The sequence below is a fragment of the Acinetobacter guillouiae CIP 63.46 genome (assembly GCF_000368145.1).
Classification (GTDB): Bacteria; Pseudomonadota; Gammaproteobacteria; order Pseudomonadales; family Moraxellaceae; genus Acinetobacter; species Acinetobacter guillouiae.
This window is the reverse complement of the sequence record NZ_KB849286.1, coordinates 335,550-350,386: the sequence shown is the minus strand read 5'-3', so window position 1 is coordinate 350,386 and position 14,837 is coordinate 335,550. Positions and strand designations below refer to the sequence as shown.

26 protein-coding genes, 1 tRNA gene and 1 pseudogene are annotated in these 14,837 nt (G+C 38.5%); 19 read left to right on the top strand and 9 right to left on the bottom strand.

Going from position 1 to position 14,837, the window contains the following annotated elements; genetic code table 11:
- The 9 genes and pseudogenes from F981_RS24390 to F981_RS20190 form a co-directional block, all read right to left on the bottom strand.
- Positions 1-113 (bottom strand): annotated as a pseudogene (locus tag F981_RS24390) (recombinase RecT); the annotation flags it as partial.
- Between the two features lie 11 nt (positions 114-124).
- The gene (locus F981_RS20220; protein ID WP_004725036.1) at positions 125-316 is read right to left on the bottom strand and encodes a hypothetical protein; all 192 of its coding nucleotides are present in this window, start codon (positions 314-316) and stop codon (positions 125-127) included.
- A gap of 1 nt (position 317) precedes the next feature.
- Positions 318-710 carry a hypothetical protein gene (locus F981_RS20215; protein ID WP_004725035.1) on the bottom strand — a complete coding sequence of 131 codons (393 nt, stop codon included), beginning with the start codon at positions 708-710 and terminating at the stop codon, positions 318-320.
- Positions 707-1,096: a hypothetical protein gene (locus F981_RS20210; protein ID WP_004725033.1), complete on the bottom strand. Its 390-nt coding sequence runs from the start codon at positions 1,094-1,096 to the stop codon at positions 707-709. The genes F981_RS20215 and F981_RS20210 overlap by 4 nt, the downstream gene beginning before the upstream one ends.
- Before the next feature lie 2 nt (positions 1,097-1,098).
- Positions 1,099-1,245 (bottom strand): hypothetical protein, encoded by a 147-nt coding sequence (locus F981_RS24045; RefSeq protein WP_004725032.1) that lies wholly within the window; start codon positions 1,243-1,245, stop codon positions 1,099-1,101.
- A gap of 227 nt (positions 1,246-1,472) precedes the next feature.
- Entirely contained in the window at positions 1,473-1,922 is a 450-nt protein-coding gene (locus F981_RS20205; RefSeq protein WP_004725030.1) for a hypothetical protein, read from the bottom strand.
- The gene (locus F981_RS20200) at positions 1,885-2,766 is read right to left on the bottom strand and encodes a DUF6731 family protein (protein WP_004725029.1); all 882 of its coding nucleotides are present in this window, start codon (positions 2,764-2,766) and stop codon (positions 1,885-1,887) included. The genes F981_RS20205 and F981_RS20200 overlap by 38 nt, the downstream gene beginning before the upstream one ends.
- A 163-nt stretch (positions 2,767-2,929) precedes the next feature.
- Positions 2,930-3,232: a hypothetical protein gene (locus F981_RS20195; protein ID WP_004725028.1), complete on the bottom strand. Its 303-nt coding sequence runs from the start codon at positions 3,230-3,232 to the stop codon at positions 2,930-2,932.
- 14 nt (positions 3,233-3,246) lie between these two features.
- Entirely contained in the window at positions 3,247-4,020 is a 774-nt protein-coding gene (locus F981_RS20190) for a LexA family transcriptional regulator (RefSeq protein WP_004725027.1), read from the bottom strand.
- Positions 4,021-4,147: 127 nt separating this feature from the next.
- Between F981_RS20190 and F981_RS20185 the strand changes: the two genes are divergently transcribed.
- From F981_RS20185 to F981_RS20110, 19 genes are all read left to right on the top strand, one after another.
- Positions 4,148-4,369, top strand: a complete 222-nt coding sequence (locus F981_RS20185) for a hypothetical protein (protein WP_004725025.1) — start codon at positions 4,148-4,150, stop codon at positions 4,367-4,369.
- An 8-nt stretch (positions 4,370-4,377) separates the two neighbouring features.
- A complete protein-coding gene (locus tag F981_RS20180; protein WP_004725023.1) occupies positions 4,378-4,698 on the top strand; it encodes a hypothetical protein in 321 nt (106 codons plus the stop codon).
- 54 nt (positions 4,699-4,752) lie between these two features.
- Positions 4,753-4,917, top strand: a complete 165-nt coding sequence (locus tag F981_RS23795) for a hypothetical protein (protein ID WP_004723601.1) — start codon at positions 4,753-4,755, stop codon at positions 4,915-4,917.
- Positions 4,914-5,729, top strand: a complete 816-nt coding sequence (locus F981_RS20175; RefSeq protein WP_004725017.1) for a helix-turn-helix domain-containing protein — start codon at positions 4,914-4,916, stop codon at positions 5,727-5,729. Before F981_RS23795 ends, F981_RS20175 begins: the two co-directional genes overlap by 4 nt.
- Entirely contained in the window at positions 5,726-7,090 is a 1,365-nt protein-coding gene (locus tag F981_RS20170) for a replicative DNA helicase (protein ID WP_004725015.1), read from the top strand. Before F981_RS20175 ends, F981_RS20170 begins: the two co-directional genes overlap by 4 nt.
- On the top strand, positions 7,087-7,995 hold the full coding sequence (locus tag F981_RS20165; protein ID WP_004725013.1) for a phosphoadenosine phosphosulfate reductase domain-containing protein: 909 nt from the start codon (positions 7,087-7,089) through the stop codon (positions 7,993-7,995). Before F981_RS20170 ends, F981_RS20165 begins: the two co-directional genes overlap by 4 nt.
- On the top strand, positions 7,992-8,324 hold the full coding sequence (locus F981_RS20160) for a hypothetical protein (RefSeq protein ID WP_004725011.1): 333 nt from the start codon (positions 7,992-7,994) through the stop codon (positions 8,322-8,324). The genes F981_RS20165 and F981_RS20160 overlap by 4 nt, the downstream gene beginning before the upstream one ends.
- Positions 8,321-8,683: a hypothetical protein gene (locus F981_RS20155; RefSeq protein WP_004725010.1), complete on the top strand. Its 363-nt coding sequence runs from the start codon at positions 8,321-8,323 to the stop codon at positions 8,681-8,683. The genes F981_RS20160 and F981_RS20155 overlap by 4 nt, the downstream gene beginning before the upstream one ends.
- A complete protein-coding gene (locus F981_RS20150; protein ID WP_004725008.1) occupies positions 8,676-9,044 on the top strand; it encodes a hypothetical protein in 369 nt (122 codons plus the stop codon). Before F981_RS20155 ends, F981_RS20150 begins: the two co-directional genes overlap by 8 nt.
- Entirely contained in the window at positions 9,031-9,426 is a 396-nt protein-coding gene (locus tag F981_RS20145; protein WP_004725007.1) for a hypothetical protein, read from the top strand. The genes F981_RS20150 and F981_RS20145 overlap by 14 nt, the downstream gene beginning before the upstream one ends.
- Entirely contained in the window at positions 9,423-10,097 is a 675-nt protein-coding gene (locus F981_RS20140) for a metallophosphoesterase (protein WP_004725006.1), read from the top strand. Before F981_RS20145 ends, F981_RS20140 begins: the two co-directional genes overlap by 4 nt.
- Positions 10,098-10,106: 9 nt before the next feature.
- Entirely contained in the window at positions 10,107-10,556 is a 450-nt protein-coding gene (locus F981_RS20135) for a hypothetical protein (protein ID WP_004725005.1), read from the top strand.
- Positions 10,557-10,844: 288 nt separating this feature from the next.
- Complete coding sequence (locus tag F981_RS24040; RefSeq protein WP_004725004.1) at positions 10,845-11,021, top strand: hypothetical protein; 177 nt, start codon at positions 10,845-10,847, stop codon at positions 11,019-11,021.
- A 425-nt stretch (positions 11,022-11,446) separates the two neighbouring features.
- Positions 11,447-11,523 (top strand) — tRNA-Arg (locus tag F981_RS20130).
- 367 nt (positions 11,524-11,890) lie between these two features.
- Positions 11,891-12,073 (top strand): hypothetical protein, encoded by a 183-nt coding sequence (locus tag F981_RS20125; RefSeq protein ID WP_004725003.1) that lies wholly within the window; start codon positions 11,891-11,893, stop codon positions 12,071-12,073.
- Complete coding sequence (locus F981_RS24035) at positions 12,073-12,243, top strand: hypothetical protein (RefSeq protein WP_004725002.1); 171 nt, start codon at positions 12,073-12,075, stop codon at positions 12,241-12,243. Before F981_RS20125 ends, F981_RS24035 begins: the two co-directional genes overlap by 1 nt.
- A gap of 55 nt (positions 12,244-12,298) precedes the next feature.
- Positions 12,299-12,523 (top strand): hypothetical protein, encoded by a 225-nt coding sequence (locus F981_RS20120; RefSeq protein ID WP_004725001.1) that lies wholly within the window; start codon positions 12,299-12,301, stop codon positions 12,521-12,523.
- 43 nt (positions 12,524-12,566) lie between these two features.
- On the top strand, positions 12,567-13,307 hold the full coding sequence (locus tag F981_RS20115) for a terminase small subunit (RefSeq protein ID WP_004725000.1): 741 nt from the start codon (positions 12,567-12,569) through the stop codon (positions 13,305-13,307).
- A 12-nt stretch (positions 13,308-13,319) separates the two neighbouring features.
- Positions 13,320-14,813, top strand: a complete 1,494-nt coding sequence (locus F981_RS20110; protein WP_004724999.1) for a hypothetical protein — start codon at positions 13,320-13,322, stop codon at positions 14,811-14,813.
- The last annotated feature ends 24 nt before the right edge of the window (positions 14,814-14,837 follow it).

The window sequence follows — 14,837 nt, the reverse complement described above, 5'->3', positions numbered from 1 at the left end:
TTACCTAAAATTTCTTCAAATTTTTGACGAATTTTAATATCTGATACATAAGCTTTTACCGTTTTTGGCTTACTTTCAGCGATTTGATTTTCTGTCTTTACTTGTGCATTCATCTTCTTATTCCTTAAAATGGTAATGGGTTGTTAGGGCTAGTTTTGTCAATGTAGGAGACAACAATCTCACCTTGTGTCACCTCCTCAACTAGTAACTTGAAATAACCCATTGCCTCAGCAAGTGTTCTTTCATTTGCTTGAGCTGGGCGCTTAATCGAAACGTCCAACGCTTCAAGTAATTGGCGCTTTTGGTGTATTTCCATCTCACGCAACCCCTCTCAATTCATTAACTTTTTCTTCTTCAAAATGCGCTTTAAGCATTTCATTGAGCGTGTAAACTTGGTTATTTGTCAGTGCAAATTGAAGTCCTTGAGCTGCAAAAATATCGTCATAATCTTTAACAACAGGGCGGTGCCAAGTTGCTACTTCAAGCAAGTCATAATCAACATCAACATCATTTTGCGGATCACTAGTATTGTTCCAAGCAAGTGAACTTGTAGTTTGATTTGCTTCAACAACAGCGGATACATAACAAGCGCTGTAGTTTGGTACAATCAGTGAGAAGTGGACTGTTGAGCCTTTAATATCAGGCTTATCAGCAACTACAAGATTTTGAAAAGTAGGTGCTTCAGGAGCGTAGTTAGAAAGCATATTCATTGTTGTGGCTCCTTAAACACTTTGCGTAACGCATCACCGACTTGTCTGATTTCTTCTAAGGTGCGCCATGCGCCATACTTAATAAAATCCTTATGTCTTTCAGCATCAGTGAAGGTGTTGCAGGTATATCCGTGTTTAAATGCTGGATGAATAATGAAATACTCTTCACCCTTTTTCGGCTCAAAAGGCGCAGGTACTTCAATTCCATTGATTGAGATGGTTCGTGGTTTTAGGCGGAATATAAAACCGCTATCCAAGACATCACAAATAGTTAGCTCTCTAGCATTTTGCCATTCGTGTAGATTTGCCTCATATTCAACATATGCTTCAACTTCCTCACCATTCGCCAAAGCAATCAGAGCTTCTTTTCCTGAGATAAGTTCCATACTCACCCCCTTACCAAAGCGATATAGAACATCGCACCGATCAAAAAGATGATGATTGAGCCAAGGAGTAAGCTTTGAGCCTTATCCCATAAGCGACGATTCGAAATCTGTTCGATCGTCAGTAGACGTTGTGGTTTTTTGTGTGACATAATATTCTCACTCTTTGAGTAAAAGCCCCGTCGGTCGAATGTCAGGGGCTTTTTTGTTTGTGTATGAGGTAAAATATACCTAACAGGTAAAATAAAGTAAATACCTTGTAGGTAAAATAATTAAATTATTTTTATACTTTGTAGGTGTATATTTGTAATTATGCTTTAATAGACAAAAGAAAACCCACACTGGGTGGGTATCTCTCAAATGATTAAAAAAGGGGGGATTATACTTTTGTAAAAATTAATAAAAATCTTCTGCCTTGCTCAACCAACATAAACAAAGCTGTCATCGCAAAAAGAATCATTAAATAAAATACATAACTCAAATTTGGGTTAATAGTAAATAAGCATGTAATGCCTAAAACTATAGTTATTAAAAAGACAAAGCAATTTACAAAACAATCTACTATAAAAACTTTATAATGCCCCGTTTTACGCATGTTCTCAACTAATTTTCTATCCATTATGGCAGTAAGCATTGCAACTGCTGTTAATAAGAATCCCAGGATAGTGCCACTTATACTGCATATCAATTTTGCAATTTCATAAGGTGTATTTTGGTTTCCATTTTGAAAATCTATTAAAAAACCTTGCTGCTTAATAATAAAAGTGCAAATTGCGATTGAGCAAATAAAACTAATTAAGAGTGGTGCGTGCCGTTCCAAGAATTTCATCTAAAACCTCTCGCTTCTCTTCATAAACTGATTCTAGCATATCAACCATAGTCAGAAATGGGATGGATTTTTTATCCGCCTCAACTTGTCGCGATGCTTTAACGCGATCAGTTATTAGATCAAGCCACTCTCTTTTACCTTCATCCAGTACAAAGACTTTTGCACTTTTCGCAGCACCCGATGATACTAATGTTTCTAAGCCACGTTTTAATAGCCTACTATTGAGAAATCCAGCATCTTTTGATCGAAGATCAACTCCCCCAGTTAAATTAAACAGGTCTGCACCCGAATTTTCCATCAAGGAGAATAGGTTATCTGTAAATTTATTTTGATTATACATGCTAGGTGCGGTAGGTCGAGCTACTGAAATTTGAAATTTTAATGCTTCAGTTTTGCTATCCATAAGTCTTAATAATGCAGATTTTGTTAAAATTGGAGCAACTTCTATTTTATCACCACTAATGGTACTTAAAAAATCTGCAAATCGCTCAGGGTGGTTTGCATGAGCATCGTGCTGCCATATTAATACATTACGATCTGGATAAAATATAAAGCAATTTCTTTCTATTATTCCTTGGTCATCTTCTAGTTGAATTTCAGTCTCATCTTCGCCATACCGTGCGAAAGCTGGCAATTGATCAATCCTGTATTTTCTGAATTGACCTAACCAATAATTTTTACTTGTCTTATCTAGTCTGTATATCTCCCTAGTAAAGCCCCTAACATCAATAAAACTACCCGTTACACCATTTTTTAAATTTTCAAAACAATCCAATAAAGTGGTATTTTGATTTGAAGAAATAACAACTTGATAAAAATCAAAATTAATATCTTTTTTAGCCATAATTAACCCTCATCCCGATCAATTCTAAAGGACTGCGTCGGGTTCGCAGTTTAAAAAATGATTGAAACCCAACAGAGGGCAACTGCAATAAGAATTATCCCTAGTTTCATGTAGTCAAATTTATTCATCTTAGATTCTTCTTATAAAAATTGCTTTTGGCTTATTAAGCTTCTGAATAATTTTCCAAAAACTCATCCACCCATCCTTGAGCAACTTCAAGATTGGTTATGTCAGTCAGCTTTAGATTTGTTTCTTCTGCTTCGTTAAAACCTTCAATAATGGCCTCAAAGATATTTGCTTCAGTAATGACCTCACGTGCAATTTCCGCAGCGTCATAGCTTTGTTTAGCTTTTTTAAGTGAGGCGATTTGTTTATCAATTCCCGCACCAATTTTAGCTAAGGCCAATTTGAATTCTTGACGATTAATTGTTAGCGCAGTTTTAGATTTATTAAGTGTTGCGATCATAGTGTTCTCTTTATTTATGTAGAATCTGGATGCTCTTGCTTATGTTGACTTGGTGGGATGATTTCAATAATCGCAGTAATGCTTTCTACATCATCCATATCAAATGTAATTCTTTCCCCACCATTTACAGCAAGTAAATTTAGGACATTGTTATTAATACCAATCAATTCTTTAATCGTGCAACGACCATCTTTTAAGCAAACTTGGACAAATTCAGTTGGGGTTAATTCCGCATCTGGATCACAAACTACATACCATCCATTACGGATAGCAGGGTACATAGAATCACCAGTTCCTTTTATCCCATAAGTTCTATCGTTCATGGAGCGGGTTGGAATGTATCCATCTCCACCATTGCCTTCATAACCCATATCTGTGAAAAAGCCATCCATGCCCATTTTGCTGTAGGCCTTAACTGGAACCCATCTCTTTCTATTCAAAATTGGTAATTCAGGAGCATTGGAAAATCTAACAGCATCATCTCCATCTGTAATGTTGTATTGCTTTTTGAAAGCTTCAATATCAAGTTTATTAAAGTTGCCTAAATTCAGTATTGATTCGCTATCTGATTGGTCGAGATATCCTTTAGGTTTATTAAAAGCCTTCTCAATCTTCTCAGCCGTATCGTCACCAATATTTTTAGTTGGATTTTTACCAACATATTGGCTTAACAAGTTGTATGACATGTCAATTTTTTCAGCAAACTCAGTCCGATTTAGGCCAGATTCCTTCATTAGCTTTCTTGTATTGCTAAGTCTAATCTCATGAATTGTCTTCAATTCAGCCATTTTAAGTTCACCTTAATTCAATAGTTAGTAATTTACCTATCAGGTAGAAAAAATAAATACCCTGAGAGGTTGTATTTTGTTTACCTTGTAGGTATATTTATTATTAATTTACCTTTAGGGTGTATTTATGGTGACTCTTTACGATTTCTGGCGTGGTCTTGATAAAGATCAACGCATCCAATTCTGTGAAACCACAGATATTTCCTATGGATATATGGAATCACATCTTATCCATGGCCGAAAAAAACCAAGCATGGAAACTATTCAAAAAATAGTCGATGCAAGTGACAAGAAATTAACCCACAAAAGCATTTTTGACTTCTTTCTTAGAAAGACTAATGCAGCCTAGGAACCACCATGAGCAAAGTATCAATTGAAGAGAACGCAAGCGCTAGCAATAACGCATCGCTCATTTTGAAAGCAATTAATTCCTCTAACCAAGGAAAGGTTGCTGAACAACTTGGAGTGGATGCAAGTACATTATCTCGAATGAAAAATGATAAGAAATCCAACAACTTGACGGATATTGAGTTTTTTGCATCTTTGTTGAGTTCTATTGGATTGAAGGTTGTAAATGCTAACGATGTTTATTGTTCTCAAGAAATTGCGGAAGCAACGCGAGTTTATTTGAGTAATGCGTTTAGTTCGCCTGAATACATGCGGATCTTATTTAAATAAAAAAACCACTGCCAGCGCGAACTGGAGTGGTTAGTAATTCATAACGAGGTAGAAATGAATATGCATAAAATTCTAACAGACATTGAGCTACAGCGAAAGATTTATTTATTTCAAAAGGCAGTCGAAGAACACGCTGAAAAGCGCTCACTTCCGACTGCTCAGTCTGTGGCAGTTGCAAAGGCTGAACTATGGGCATTTATACAAGGAGCAAACGCATGAGTGTTGATGCGCTAAATTGGGCGTGGACTGCACCAGTTGAAAGTTCAGCACAGCGCCTTGTCTTGCTTTCATTGGCTGATCGTGCAGGTGAGCACCATACTTGCTATCCAAGCAATAGCAGATTGGCAAAAGACACAGTTTTGAATATCAAGACTGTTCAAAAAGTCGTAAATCAACTTATCGATTTAGGATTGGTTGCTGATACTGGTAAAAAAATGGGAACCACAAACAAGGTTCGAGTTTTAAAATTAGTTGGTGTGCAATCAAGAGAACAAAACCAAAATCGGGATAGTTATAACGAACCCAAAAAAGGGTTAATTGATAATGATAACGAACCCAAAAACGGTGCTATTAAACACACCCAAAAAGGGGTTAATTCAGCAGAACAAACGAACCCAATTTTGGAGGGTAACGAACCCAAAAACGGTATCGTGAACGATCCCAATTTTGGGGTACAGAACCTACCAATTAACCTATCAATGAATCTCTCTTGTCAACACGAGTGGATTCCAAATCAAAATCAATTGATCGGAGTTCTTCAACAAAAGGGCTATGGTCAAAATCTAAAATTCATTTTTGGATTACCAAGTTTTGAATTTGAGCTTGGAGCATTCAACGCTCATTTCGATGGTCAAGTTTTGTCTGATGCAAAAAAACTCTACAAGTTTGCAAATTGGATTTCTGACAAGTTTGAACGTCACGTGAAATTACATCCTGAGTACATCGAAGTTTCTCAACCTGAACAACCACAGCAAGCACCAAGCACTGAATTCAAAGGCGTACGTAAAACATTCAAGGGGATGGACCAATGATTGAATTATTTTCTATCCCTGTTGAACAAGCGATTTTGTCTACTGTGATCGGTACTGAGCAAGGCATGGATGAGTACATTGAGCAGATTGATTCAAGTGATTTCTATGCAGCTCAACATCAAATTATTTGGTCACATGTGAAATCGCAGTTTGTGAAAGGCGAAGCGTATGACCAAGTGATGATTTGGGAGCTGATTCGTGCTAATGCGATTGAAGTCAAAGCGGTTGATGAGAAATTTATTCTCAATCTGATGGGTTGTTACTGCCCACATTCGCTTTTACCAACACACCTTAAAAAACTTAAAGATTTTGCTGTACGCAGAAAGATTCAAGATGTGAGTAAGCAGATTGGAACTGCCGCAGTTGATATGGTTTCGTACACATCAGAAACCGCCTTAAATCGTGCACAGGCTCTCGTCAGTGGCTTAGAAACAGGTTCGGTAGACAATCGCCTTAAACATGCTCATGAGTTCTCTAAGGACGCAATCAAGGAGTTTTTAGAGCGACATACAGCTTTGCATAACAATACGCCTTTTGATGGCGGTATTCGTACTGGCTTCTGTGAGTTGGATAACAAGCTGGGTGAAGTTGGCAAAGGTGATTTAGTCATCATCGGTGCACGCCCAAGCATGGGTAAAACCACACTCGCTCAGAACTTTGCAGCAGACATGATGGTTAATCAAGGTCTACCAGTTTTGTTCGTTTCAATCGAGATGTCAGGCAAACAGATTGCGCAGCGGATGATTAGTGGAATTGGTCAGATTGAATTGCGAAAAGTTTTAAGTGGTAAGGCTCAAATTGAGGACTGCGGAAAGATTAATACTGCTGCAATGATCTTAGAAAAAGCACCTTTGATGATTGATGACAATGCTCGTTCAACGACTTCAACGATCCGTAGATCAGCACGAAAAGTACAAGCTGAATATGGGAAAGTTGGTGCGATATTTGTTGATTATATCCAGCGTGTAACTCCACTCACTAAAAACAATTATGGTCGCTCTGACAAAGATATTGGCGAGATTTCAGGGGAATTGAAAAAGATTGCTCGTGATTTTGAGTGTCCAGTATTTGCTTTGGCTCAATTGAATCGAAACCTAGAAAACAGACCAAACAAACGGCCTGTAAACGCTGATTTAAAAGAGTCAGGTGATTTAGAGCAGGATGCAGACATCATCATGTTTATCTACCGAGATGAGGTTTACAACAAGGAATCTAAAGAGGTTGGTACCGCTGAAATCATTATTGGTAAAGCACGTAATGGCTCAACTGGAACAGTGAAATTAGCAACCGACTTAGCTCGCTCAACATTTGCAGATTTAAGTCCTGAATATTACGCAATGATGCAAGGGGAGTTGGTATGAATGCGGTTGAGTTAAAAAAAGTAATTAGTTTCAGTGGCGGTCGAACATCTGCTTATTTAGTCAACTTGTTTAGATCAGATCCAAATGCACATTTTGTATTTATGGATACTGGAGCCGAACATCCAGCAACATATCAATTTATCAAAGATATTGTTAAACACTGGAAAATTGATCTTGTTTGTTTGCGTGTCGTTATCAATCCAATTATGCACAAAGGTGGAAGTTACAAAGTTGTTGGACTGGATGATCTAAAACAAGATTTAGAGCCATGGAAAGCGATGGTTAAAAAATATGGAAGTCCTTATTACGATTCGCCTTTCTGTACAGCACGCATGAAAACCGAACCATTTGAAAAATACTGCAATGATAAATTTGGAAAAGGTAATTTTGAGCGTTGGATCGGGATTAGATTCGATGAACCGAGACGCCTACCAATAGAGATTCTCGAAAAACTAAACTTACCAATTCATAAAGATGCGAAAAAACAAAAATCAGGTTTTCGGTATTTAGCTGAAATCTCTGACATAGAAAAAGATGATGTTTTAGATTGGTGGGAAAAACAAAGTTTTGATTTAGCTATCACTGAGCATCTTGGTAATTGTGTTTTCTGTATTAAAAAAACGATTAATAAAGTTGCATTGGCAGCAAAAGATGAGCCTGAGCAGTTTGTTAAATGGGTTCATGTCACTGAGGGTGATCAAGTTCGATCAGAAGGACGCAAGTACAACCATCATCGTATGTATCGTGAACGCCTGCATGGAAGTGATATTGCTGAAATGTACAAAGAACATTCACGTGATGAGCTTTACAAATCATTGAGAAGTAGTAAGCGCTATGAATCAGGCTCTTGCTCTGAATCATGCGAGGCTTTTGCAGACGTGGAAAGCGTAGGAGGTGGGGTGTGAATATAACTGACACATACATTGAAAATGGCATCAAAGTAAAAGTTTTGAAAGGGTGTGAGTTTAAGCCACGCCCAGCTCGCTCAACAGTTGAAAGCCCAAAGCAAGCATACGCCTCAAGTATGCAAGAAATAAAACTATTGAATTGGTGTAATGCAGGAAGTGTTAAGAAACCGAGACGTACAGCTTTGGCTGAATTATCGGGCATATCCCTTGGCCGAATTAGAAGTTGTATTACAAGTGGCATTCGCACTCGATTGACTTTAGCTGAATACAAGAAGTTTGCTGCATTAATGCCAGTAATTGAAGAAATGGAAAAGGTGGCACTATGACAACTATAAACAACTCTGAAAACTTGATTGAGAAAGTAGGCGGGATTGAGAAGGCGAGGGAGGTTGTGGAGGGTGCGCCAACATGGGCCACTACATACTGCATGGCTTATGCAGCCTATGGTGGAACTTTTCACTGGTATGGGGCTTGCAAAAACTGCTATGTACTGCCTGCTTTACGCACCGCCATTGCAGAGCATGACTTAAAACAATGCCAACACGGTTATGACATAGCTTGCTTGATTTGTGGGTTTGGTAATGAGAATGGCGTTAGGGTTTGGCGTAATCAAATCGAATCAGATGAAGTCACAGACATTCGCAACCATCTTAGTCCGAGTACATTGGTGATTGATCATGAATAAGCACATTCCTTGTGAGTCAGATTTAACAAGTGTTGTTCCTGAAACTTGGGCGAAAGCTGTTATGTGTTGCAAGACTGGAAATCCATATTGTGGCGCAGATGGATATTGTCATGCTGATGGTGCTTGTTTTGAGGTTAAGGAATTAACACTAGGTCAAGCTTTGGTCGAGATTGAACACCTAAAAAAAGAACTTGATGAAACGAGAGTTAAAAATACTCAGGTTGAGTCAAAGCATTTGAATGTTATCGCTCGACTAAATCATGCGAAAGAAATGGCCCTCAAAGGTGGACAAAGTGAGCGCTTATTTGCGATTAGACAAACACTGGCAATTTTAGAGCGAGACAACAATGCAAATTCCTAAAGGGTGGCAAACACAATCTAAGCCTGTTGCTAGGTCAGTCCTCAAACCAAGAAAAAAACATGAACCATCAGTAGGTGAACGGCTCTTATGCCGTCACCTAGACGCTTTAAAAATCGAATATGTGCAAGAGTTTAAGTTTCATCCTGAGCGGAAGTGGAAAGCTGATTTTCGTATTGAGGGCTATCCGATTCTCGTTGAAGTAGAGGGAGGCGTGTTCTCAGGTGGTCGGCATACAAGAGGGAAGGGATATTCAGCAGATTGTGAGAAATACAGTGCAGCGGCAATCCTTGGCTGGGTAGTGATTCGAGGTACTACAGAACAGGTCAAGAAAGGGATTGTTGTTGGTTGGATTGAAGAAGCGATTAAGAAGGTGAAGGTATGAGCTTAGTCAAAGTTTGGGACAAAGAGATCAATGGCAAGCTCTACGCAGTCGGTGATATTCACGGATGCTACAACTTGCTGATGAATCGATTAAATGAAATTGGTTTTGATTTTGAAAATGATTTGTTGGTTGCAGTAGGTGATTTGGTGGATCGAGGCATTCAAAACATTGAGTGTGTGGATTTATTGAATGAGGATTGGTTCACTTCGGTTCGTGGTAATCATGAGGATCTATGTATTCAGGGCATTGACAACCAATCTGCTAGAAATTGCCATATCTCAAATGGCGGTGAATGGTTCTACAACGAGTTATCACCTGGTGATCAAGAAAGAATGGTTGAGCAATTTAAAGAGCTTCCAATCGCTTTAGAAGTAAATCACAACGGGAAGAAGTATGGATTTGTTCACGGTCACATTGAGCAGAATGATTGGAATGAGTTTGCCAACAATGAAGGCGTTTCAGCATTTCGTGATCCAGCTCAATTAGCAATGTGGGGCAGAGAACGCCTTAACTCAGACAATCTGCAATACACACATGTCAAAGGCATTGATGCAGTAATTATGGGTCACACAGTCACTCAAAAGCCTTGTAAGCGTGATAACTGCTACTGGATTGATACTGGTGCGGTTCACTGGGGAACGATGACGATTTTAGATTTGAGCAAGGTTTAAGGGGTAATTATGAACGCAGTAGCAAATAGAAAACATTTCTCAGTTGCAATTAACTGGGCAGAAAATCCAATTGAGTGGCACTTAGAGCAATATGGTTCTTGGCTACTGCTTGATGAAAACTATGTGAGCTTAGGTGCTTCGAGTGTTTTGGGTCATTTGATTGATACAGCGAATGGTGTGTGTGTTGATAAGCGAGAGAGAGTTGCGCCACGATGCAAGATCAATGACGCTCATGCAGATGCGGTTAGCGATATGCTAGTGACTTTAATGAAAAATGAGAACAACAAGGTTCAGAAATGGCTCAAGGTTGTAATCATGTTTTATGTTGAATTTAAGACAGAGAAAACCATTGCAAGACAACTTGATATATCTGAATTTTCAGTCGCTAGAGATAAAATGCTTGGATTGGTTCGGTTGGCAACAAAGTATAAATTCAGAAGTCGCATCATAGGGGCTTGAAAGTCAGGGTCTACTTTGATATATTTCTGTTATAGTGGACGAAGTTATGGTAATCCACACAGTTTTGATTTCCATACCCGCCTACTCCAATAAGTGGGTATTTTTTTACCATTTTTTTGAAATATTATAGATAATCATTTATTATTAGATAGCAACTCAAAAAGTTGTAGATGCAAATGTTGACAGCTCGGAAAGACGAGTAGCTCACAGAAATGTGGGCTTTTTGCATTTCTGCTGTACCAAAACTGTATATCAGGTTTAAACTCCCACCGATAAATAGGAAAACACATGAATATTTGCATCGGTGGCGAACAAAACGGTCAAGTTGTAGAGAAAAGCCCGAACGATTACTTCCAGCAGTCAATCGTAATTGGCGACAAGACTTATAAGTTTTGGTTTTCAGATAAAGTAAGTTTTCATGATGCGTTTGTCGAGGCTGAGAAGCTGGCAAGGCAGATCAAATAAGGGATTATCCCGTATTTAAAATTAAGGCGCTTAGGCGTCTTTTTTTACGTCTAAATTTTACAAAGGTGCTTGTGACGTGCACAAGTAATCTATTGAGGATTGACTCATGAAAGATCGTTAGCTTTAAAAGCAACTTGGATTTGTGACGTTTGCCAGAATAATGGTGAACTATTAGCGCAAACGGTAGGATGCAGAAACCAGCCGTATAAATCGGTTTGAATCCAATGTGATTTCGTCACACATTGAGTTAGCCTCAGAGCCCTAAGCTGTGGGTGACTCCCCGACCAAAGAGATTGAAAGACACAGAGCAGATCAATAGCTAACTTTGAGATGTTTGTCGTGTTGAGTAGCGGTAGATCAGTTGCCGAGCTGATCAATGTCGTAATCTAAGGCAAGGATGTGGCAGATCACCACGTCCTTTTTATGCGCCATTAGCTCAACTGGATAGAGCATGGGTTTTCTATACCAATGGTTGTAGGTTCGAGCCCTACATGGCGTGCCATATTTCAGGAGAACAACATGCTCCGAATAAAACAAATCTTCTGCCGACACGTTTGGGAATATTCAGATTTCTTTACTGTGAGAGAGTGTCGGAAGTGTGGGAAGGTTAAACCATTATAGATTTTAAAGAGAAGTGATTTATGCTGTATAGCGGATCAGGCAATTCTAATCGGTCACTTCATCTTTAAAATTGAGCTATTCGGGAATTCCGAATAGCTGATAAGCGCAAAACGTGTAGCAGGGTAAATGTATGTTTAAGGGGGATGACATCAAATGTCACCCTTAATTAGGTGTAATCACACCATTTTAAACCTTTCGCTACGTTTCCTTTGCCCCGAAAGGGGTTTTATTTTGTCTTGGAGAAAGCCATGCGTTTAGGTCGAATTGTATTAGTAGCATTGGGTATGAGCGCAGCGTTTGCCGAACCTGCGCAGAGAAGTGTAAGTGCTTGGGATTCAATTACGTGGCGAGAACCAGTAAAAGGCAAATCAAAACCCAACAAAATTTCTCAAGCCAAAAGACGTAAGTATAAACGTCAAGGTCGGTTGTGATGGACAGAACCGAAGCACTAAGCAATCTCAAGCGATATGAATCAGAGATCAGTAAATATCAAAGCTTATCTCGTGGCCTTATGACTCGTGAAGAAATGATTGTCATTGATCGAAAGATTAGTCAGTTAAAAGAAAGAACAAAAGCAATTAGAAGTATGTTGAGTGATTGATCTTACTTGGATAATTTGATAATTTATTGTTTCTAAATTAATTATAGAGATAATAATGAAATCAAAACAATATATCTTAGTAAATATTTGTGGAGATAAATTTGGATTCTCAGATATAAGTAATAGCGGGAATCTAGAACTTTATCTATCTGGTCAAGAATATGATAAGTCGTCTTTTGAATTTGAATCTGCAAGTATTATTCTTATATTTGAAGCCAACTTAGAAGATGACATAAAAGAGATGATCCATAAATCCTTTCGTAAGCAGTTAGTTGGTTAATAACTAAACCTCCTTCGGGAGGTTTTTCATTGGAGATTCCTTTATGGGAGATATAGAGCTTCCGAAAGGGAGTGAGCCACTAGAAGATGACCGTCGAGAACGATTGGCGCAAGAATACTTAAAATGCTTAAACATTGCCAAGGCTGGTGAATTGGCAGGGTATGCGGATAAGAGTACCTCATGGAGAGCTTGGAGTAATCCTGATATGCAGGATCGCATCAACTTTCTTAAAGGTGAACGTGCAAAAGAATTACATATTGAGCAGGTTGATGTTTTATCTCGGCTTTGGGCAGTTGCTACAGCTGACCCGCGTGAACTGGTAAAACACAAATTAGTAAATTGCCGTTTTTGTTGGGGTGAAGACCATCAATACCAGTGGCGTGATGAAGCAGAATTTGAAAATGCTTTACAACAAACGATAGCTGAAGAGAGAGAAATTCAAAAAGAAGATCCAGATTATCGTTGTAACTATCCAACTGATGTTGGTGGTTATGGATTTCGCAGAACTAAACCACCTCATCCCGAATGCCCGTCATGTGATGGCGAAGGTAAAGGTTATTTGCACATTGAAGACACTTCAACTTTAAGTGAGTCAGCTCAATTATTGTATGCAGGTGCAAAGCAAACAAAAGAAGGCATTGAAATCAAAATGAATGATCAAATGGCTGCTTTAAAGCTGGTCGGTCAACATATTGGTATGTTTGCAGGAAAGATAGAACACTCAGGCACTATAGAAATTCAATCTCTTTCCGAATTGATGGATGAATTAAGCAAAGGGGATTAATAAGGAGGGCATATGCTTAAACCTGAGCATAAAGCAAAACTTGTTGATCAGCACTGGCGATTAAATAACCTCTACTACATCACTGATAAGAAGGGTAAACAAGTCAAATTCAAGATGACTCTTGAACAACTTGAATACTTTGAAAACGAGTGGTCAAGAAACATTATCTTAAAAGCAAGGCAGCTTGGGTTTACAACAGAAGTTTGTATTATTCAATTAGATGCTGCTTTATTCATGTCTGATAAATGTGCATTGATTGCACATACCTTACATGATGCTAAGCGCTTATTTCGTGAGAAAGTAAAATATGCGTATGAAAAATTACCTCACCCTTTAAGAGCTGCAAATCCACTTCTTATCGAAACAAAAGAAGAGCTAGTATTTAAGAAAGGTGGTTCAGTTACAGTAAGTACTTCATTTCGTGGCGGTACATTAAAACGGCTGCATATTTCTGAGTTTGGTAAAATTTGCGCCAAATATCCAGATAAAGCGCGTGAAATTGTCACTGGTGCGTTTGAAGCTGTAAGTGTTGATGGAAAAATCACGCTTGAATCAACAGCTGAGGGAAAGGCTGGTTATTTTTATGATTACTGCCAAGAAGCTGAAAAGCTTCAATTACAAGGCAGAACATTAGGAATCTTGGACTGGAAATTCTTTTTCTTCTCTTGGTGGAAAAATGGTGAATATGCATTACCAGTTGCTGGAGAAATTCCGCAGCGTTTAAAAGATTATTTTGCTGAGTTAAAGGCAAAATACAATATAAATACCTCACCAGAACAACAACAGTGGTACTGGCAAAAAGAGAAAACGCTTGGTGATGACATCAAGCGAGAATATCCAAGCATTCCATCTGAGGCATTTCAGCAATCAGTTGAAGGCGCATATTACAAGAAGCAATTTAAATTCTTATATGCAAATGGTCGAGTTGGAGAATTACCAAGTAATGATCATTTGCCAGTAATGACCTTTTGGGATTTAGGCGTTTCAGACTCAATGGCAATTTGGTTTATCAGGAAAATTTCTGATGAATGTTATCAAGTCATTGATTACTACGAGAACTCGGGTGAAGGCTTAAGACATTACTTTAAAGTGTTGAAAGATAGAGGCTACACATATTCAAAACACTACGCACCACACGACATTAAAAACCGTTCTTTAACAGGTGACGCTAAATCACGTTTAGATATCGCTAAAGAGGGTTATGAGATTGAAGGTGAGATTTATTCAGTCCGATTTGAAGTAGTTGAAAGCATAGGTGTGATGGATGGTATAGAACAAACTCGTGAGATCCTTAAATACTGTGAGTTTGATGAGGCCAAATGTGAAGAAGGTATTTCTCATTTAGAGAATTATCGTAAAGAGTGGGATGACAAAAGAGGGTGCTGGAAAGATAAACCTTTACATGATCATACCTCTCATGGTGCTGATGCCTTCCGAATGTTTGGTGTAGCGATGAACAAGCGAGAACGAAAAGTCAAAACCCGAAGAATTCGAGGGATGGCTTAAACAGTTTGCACCTTCGCGTGCTTT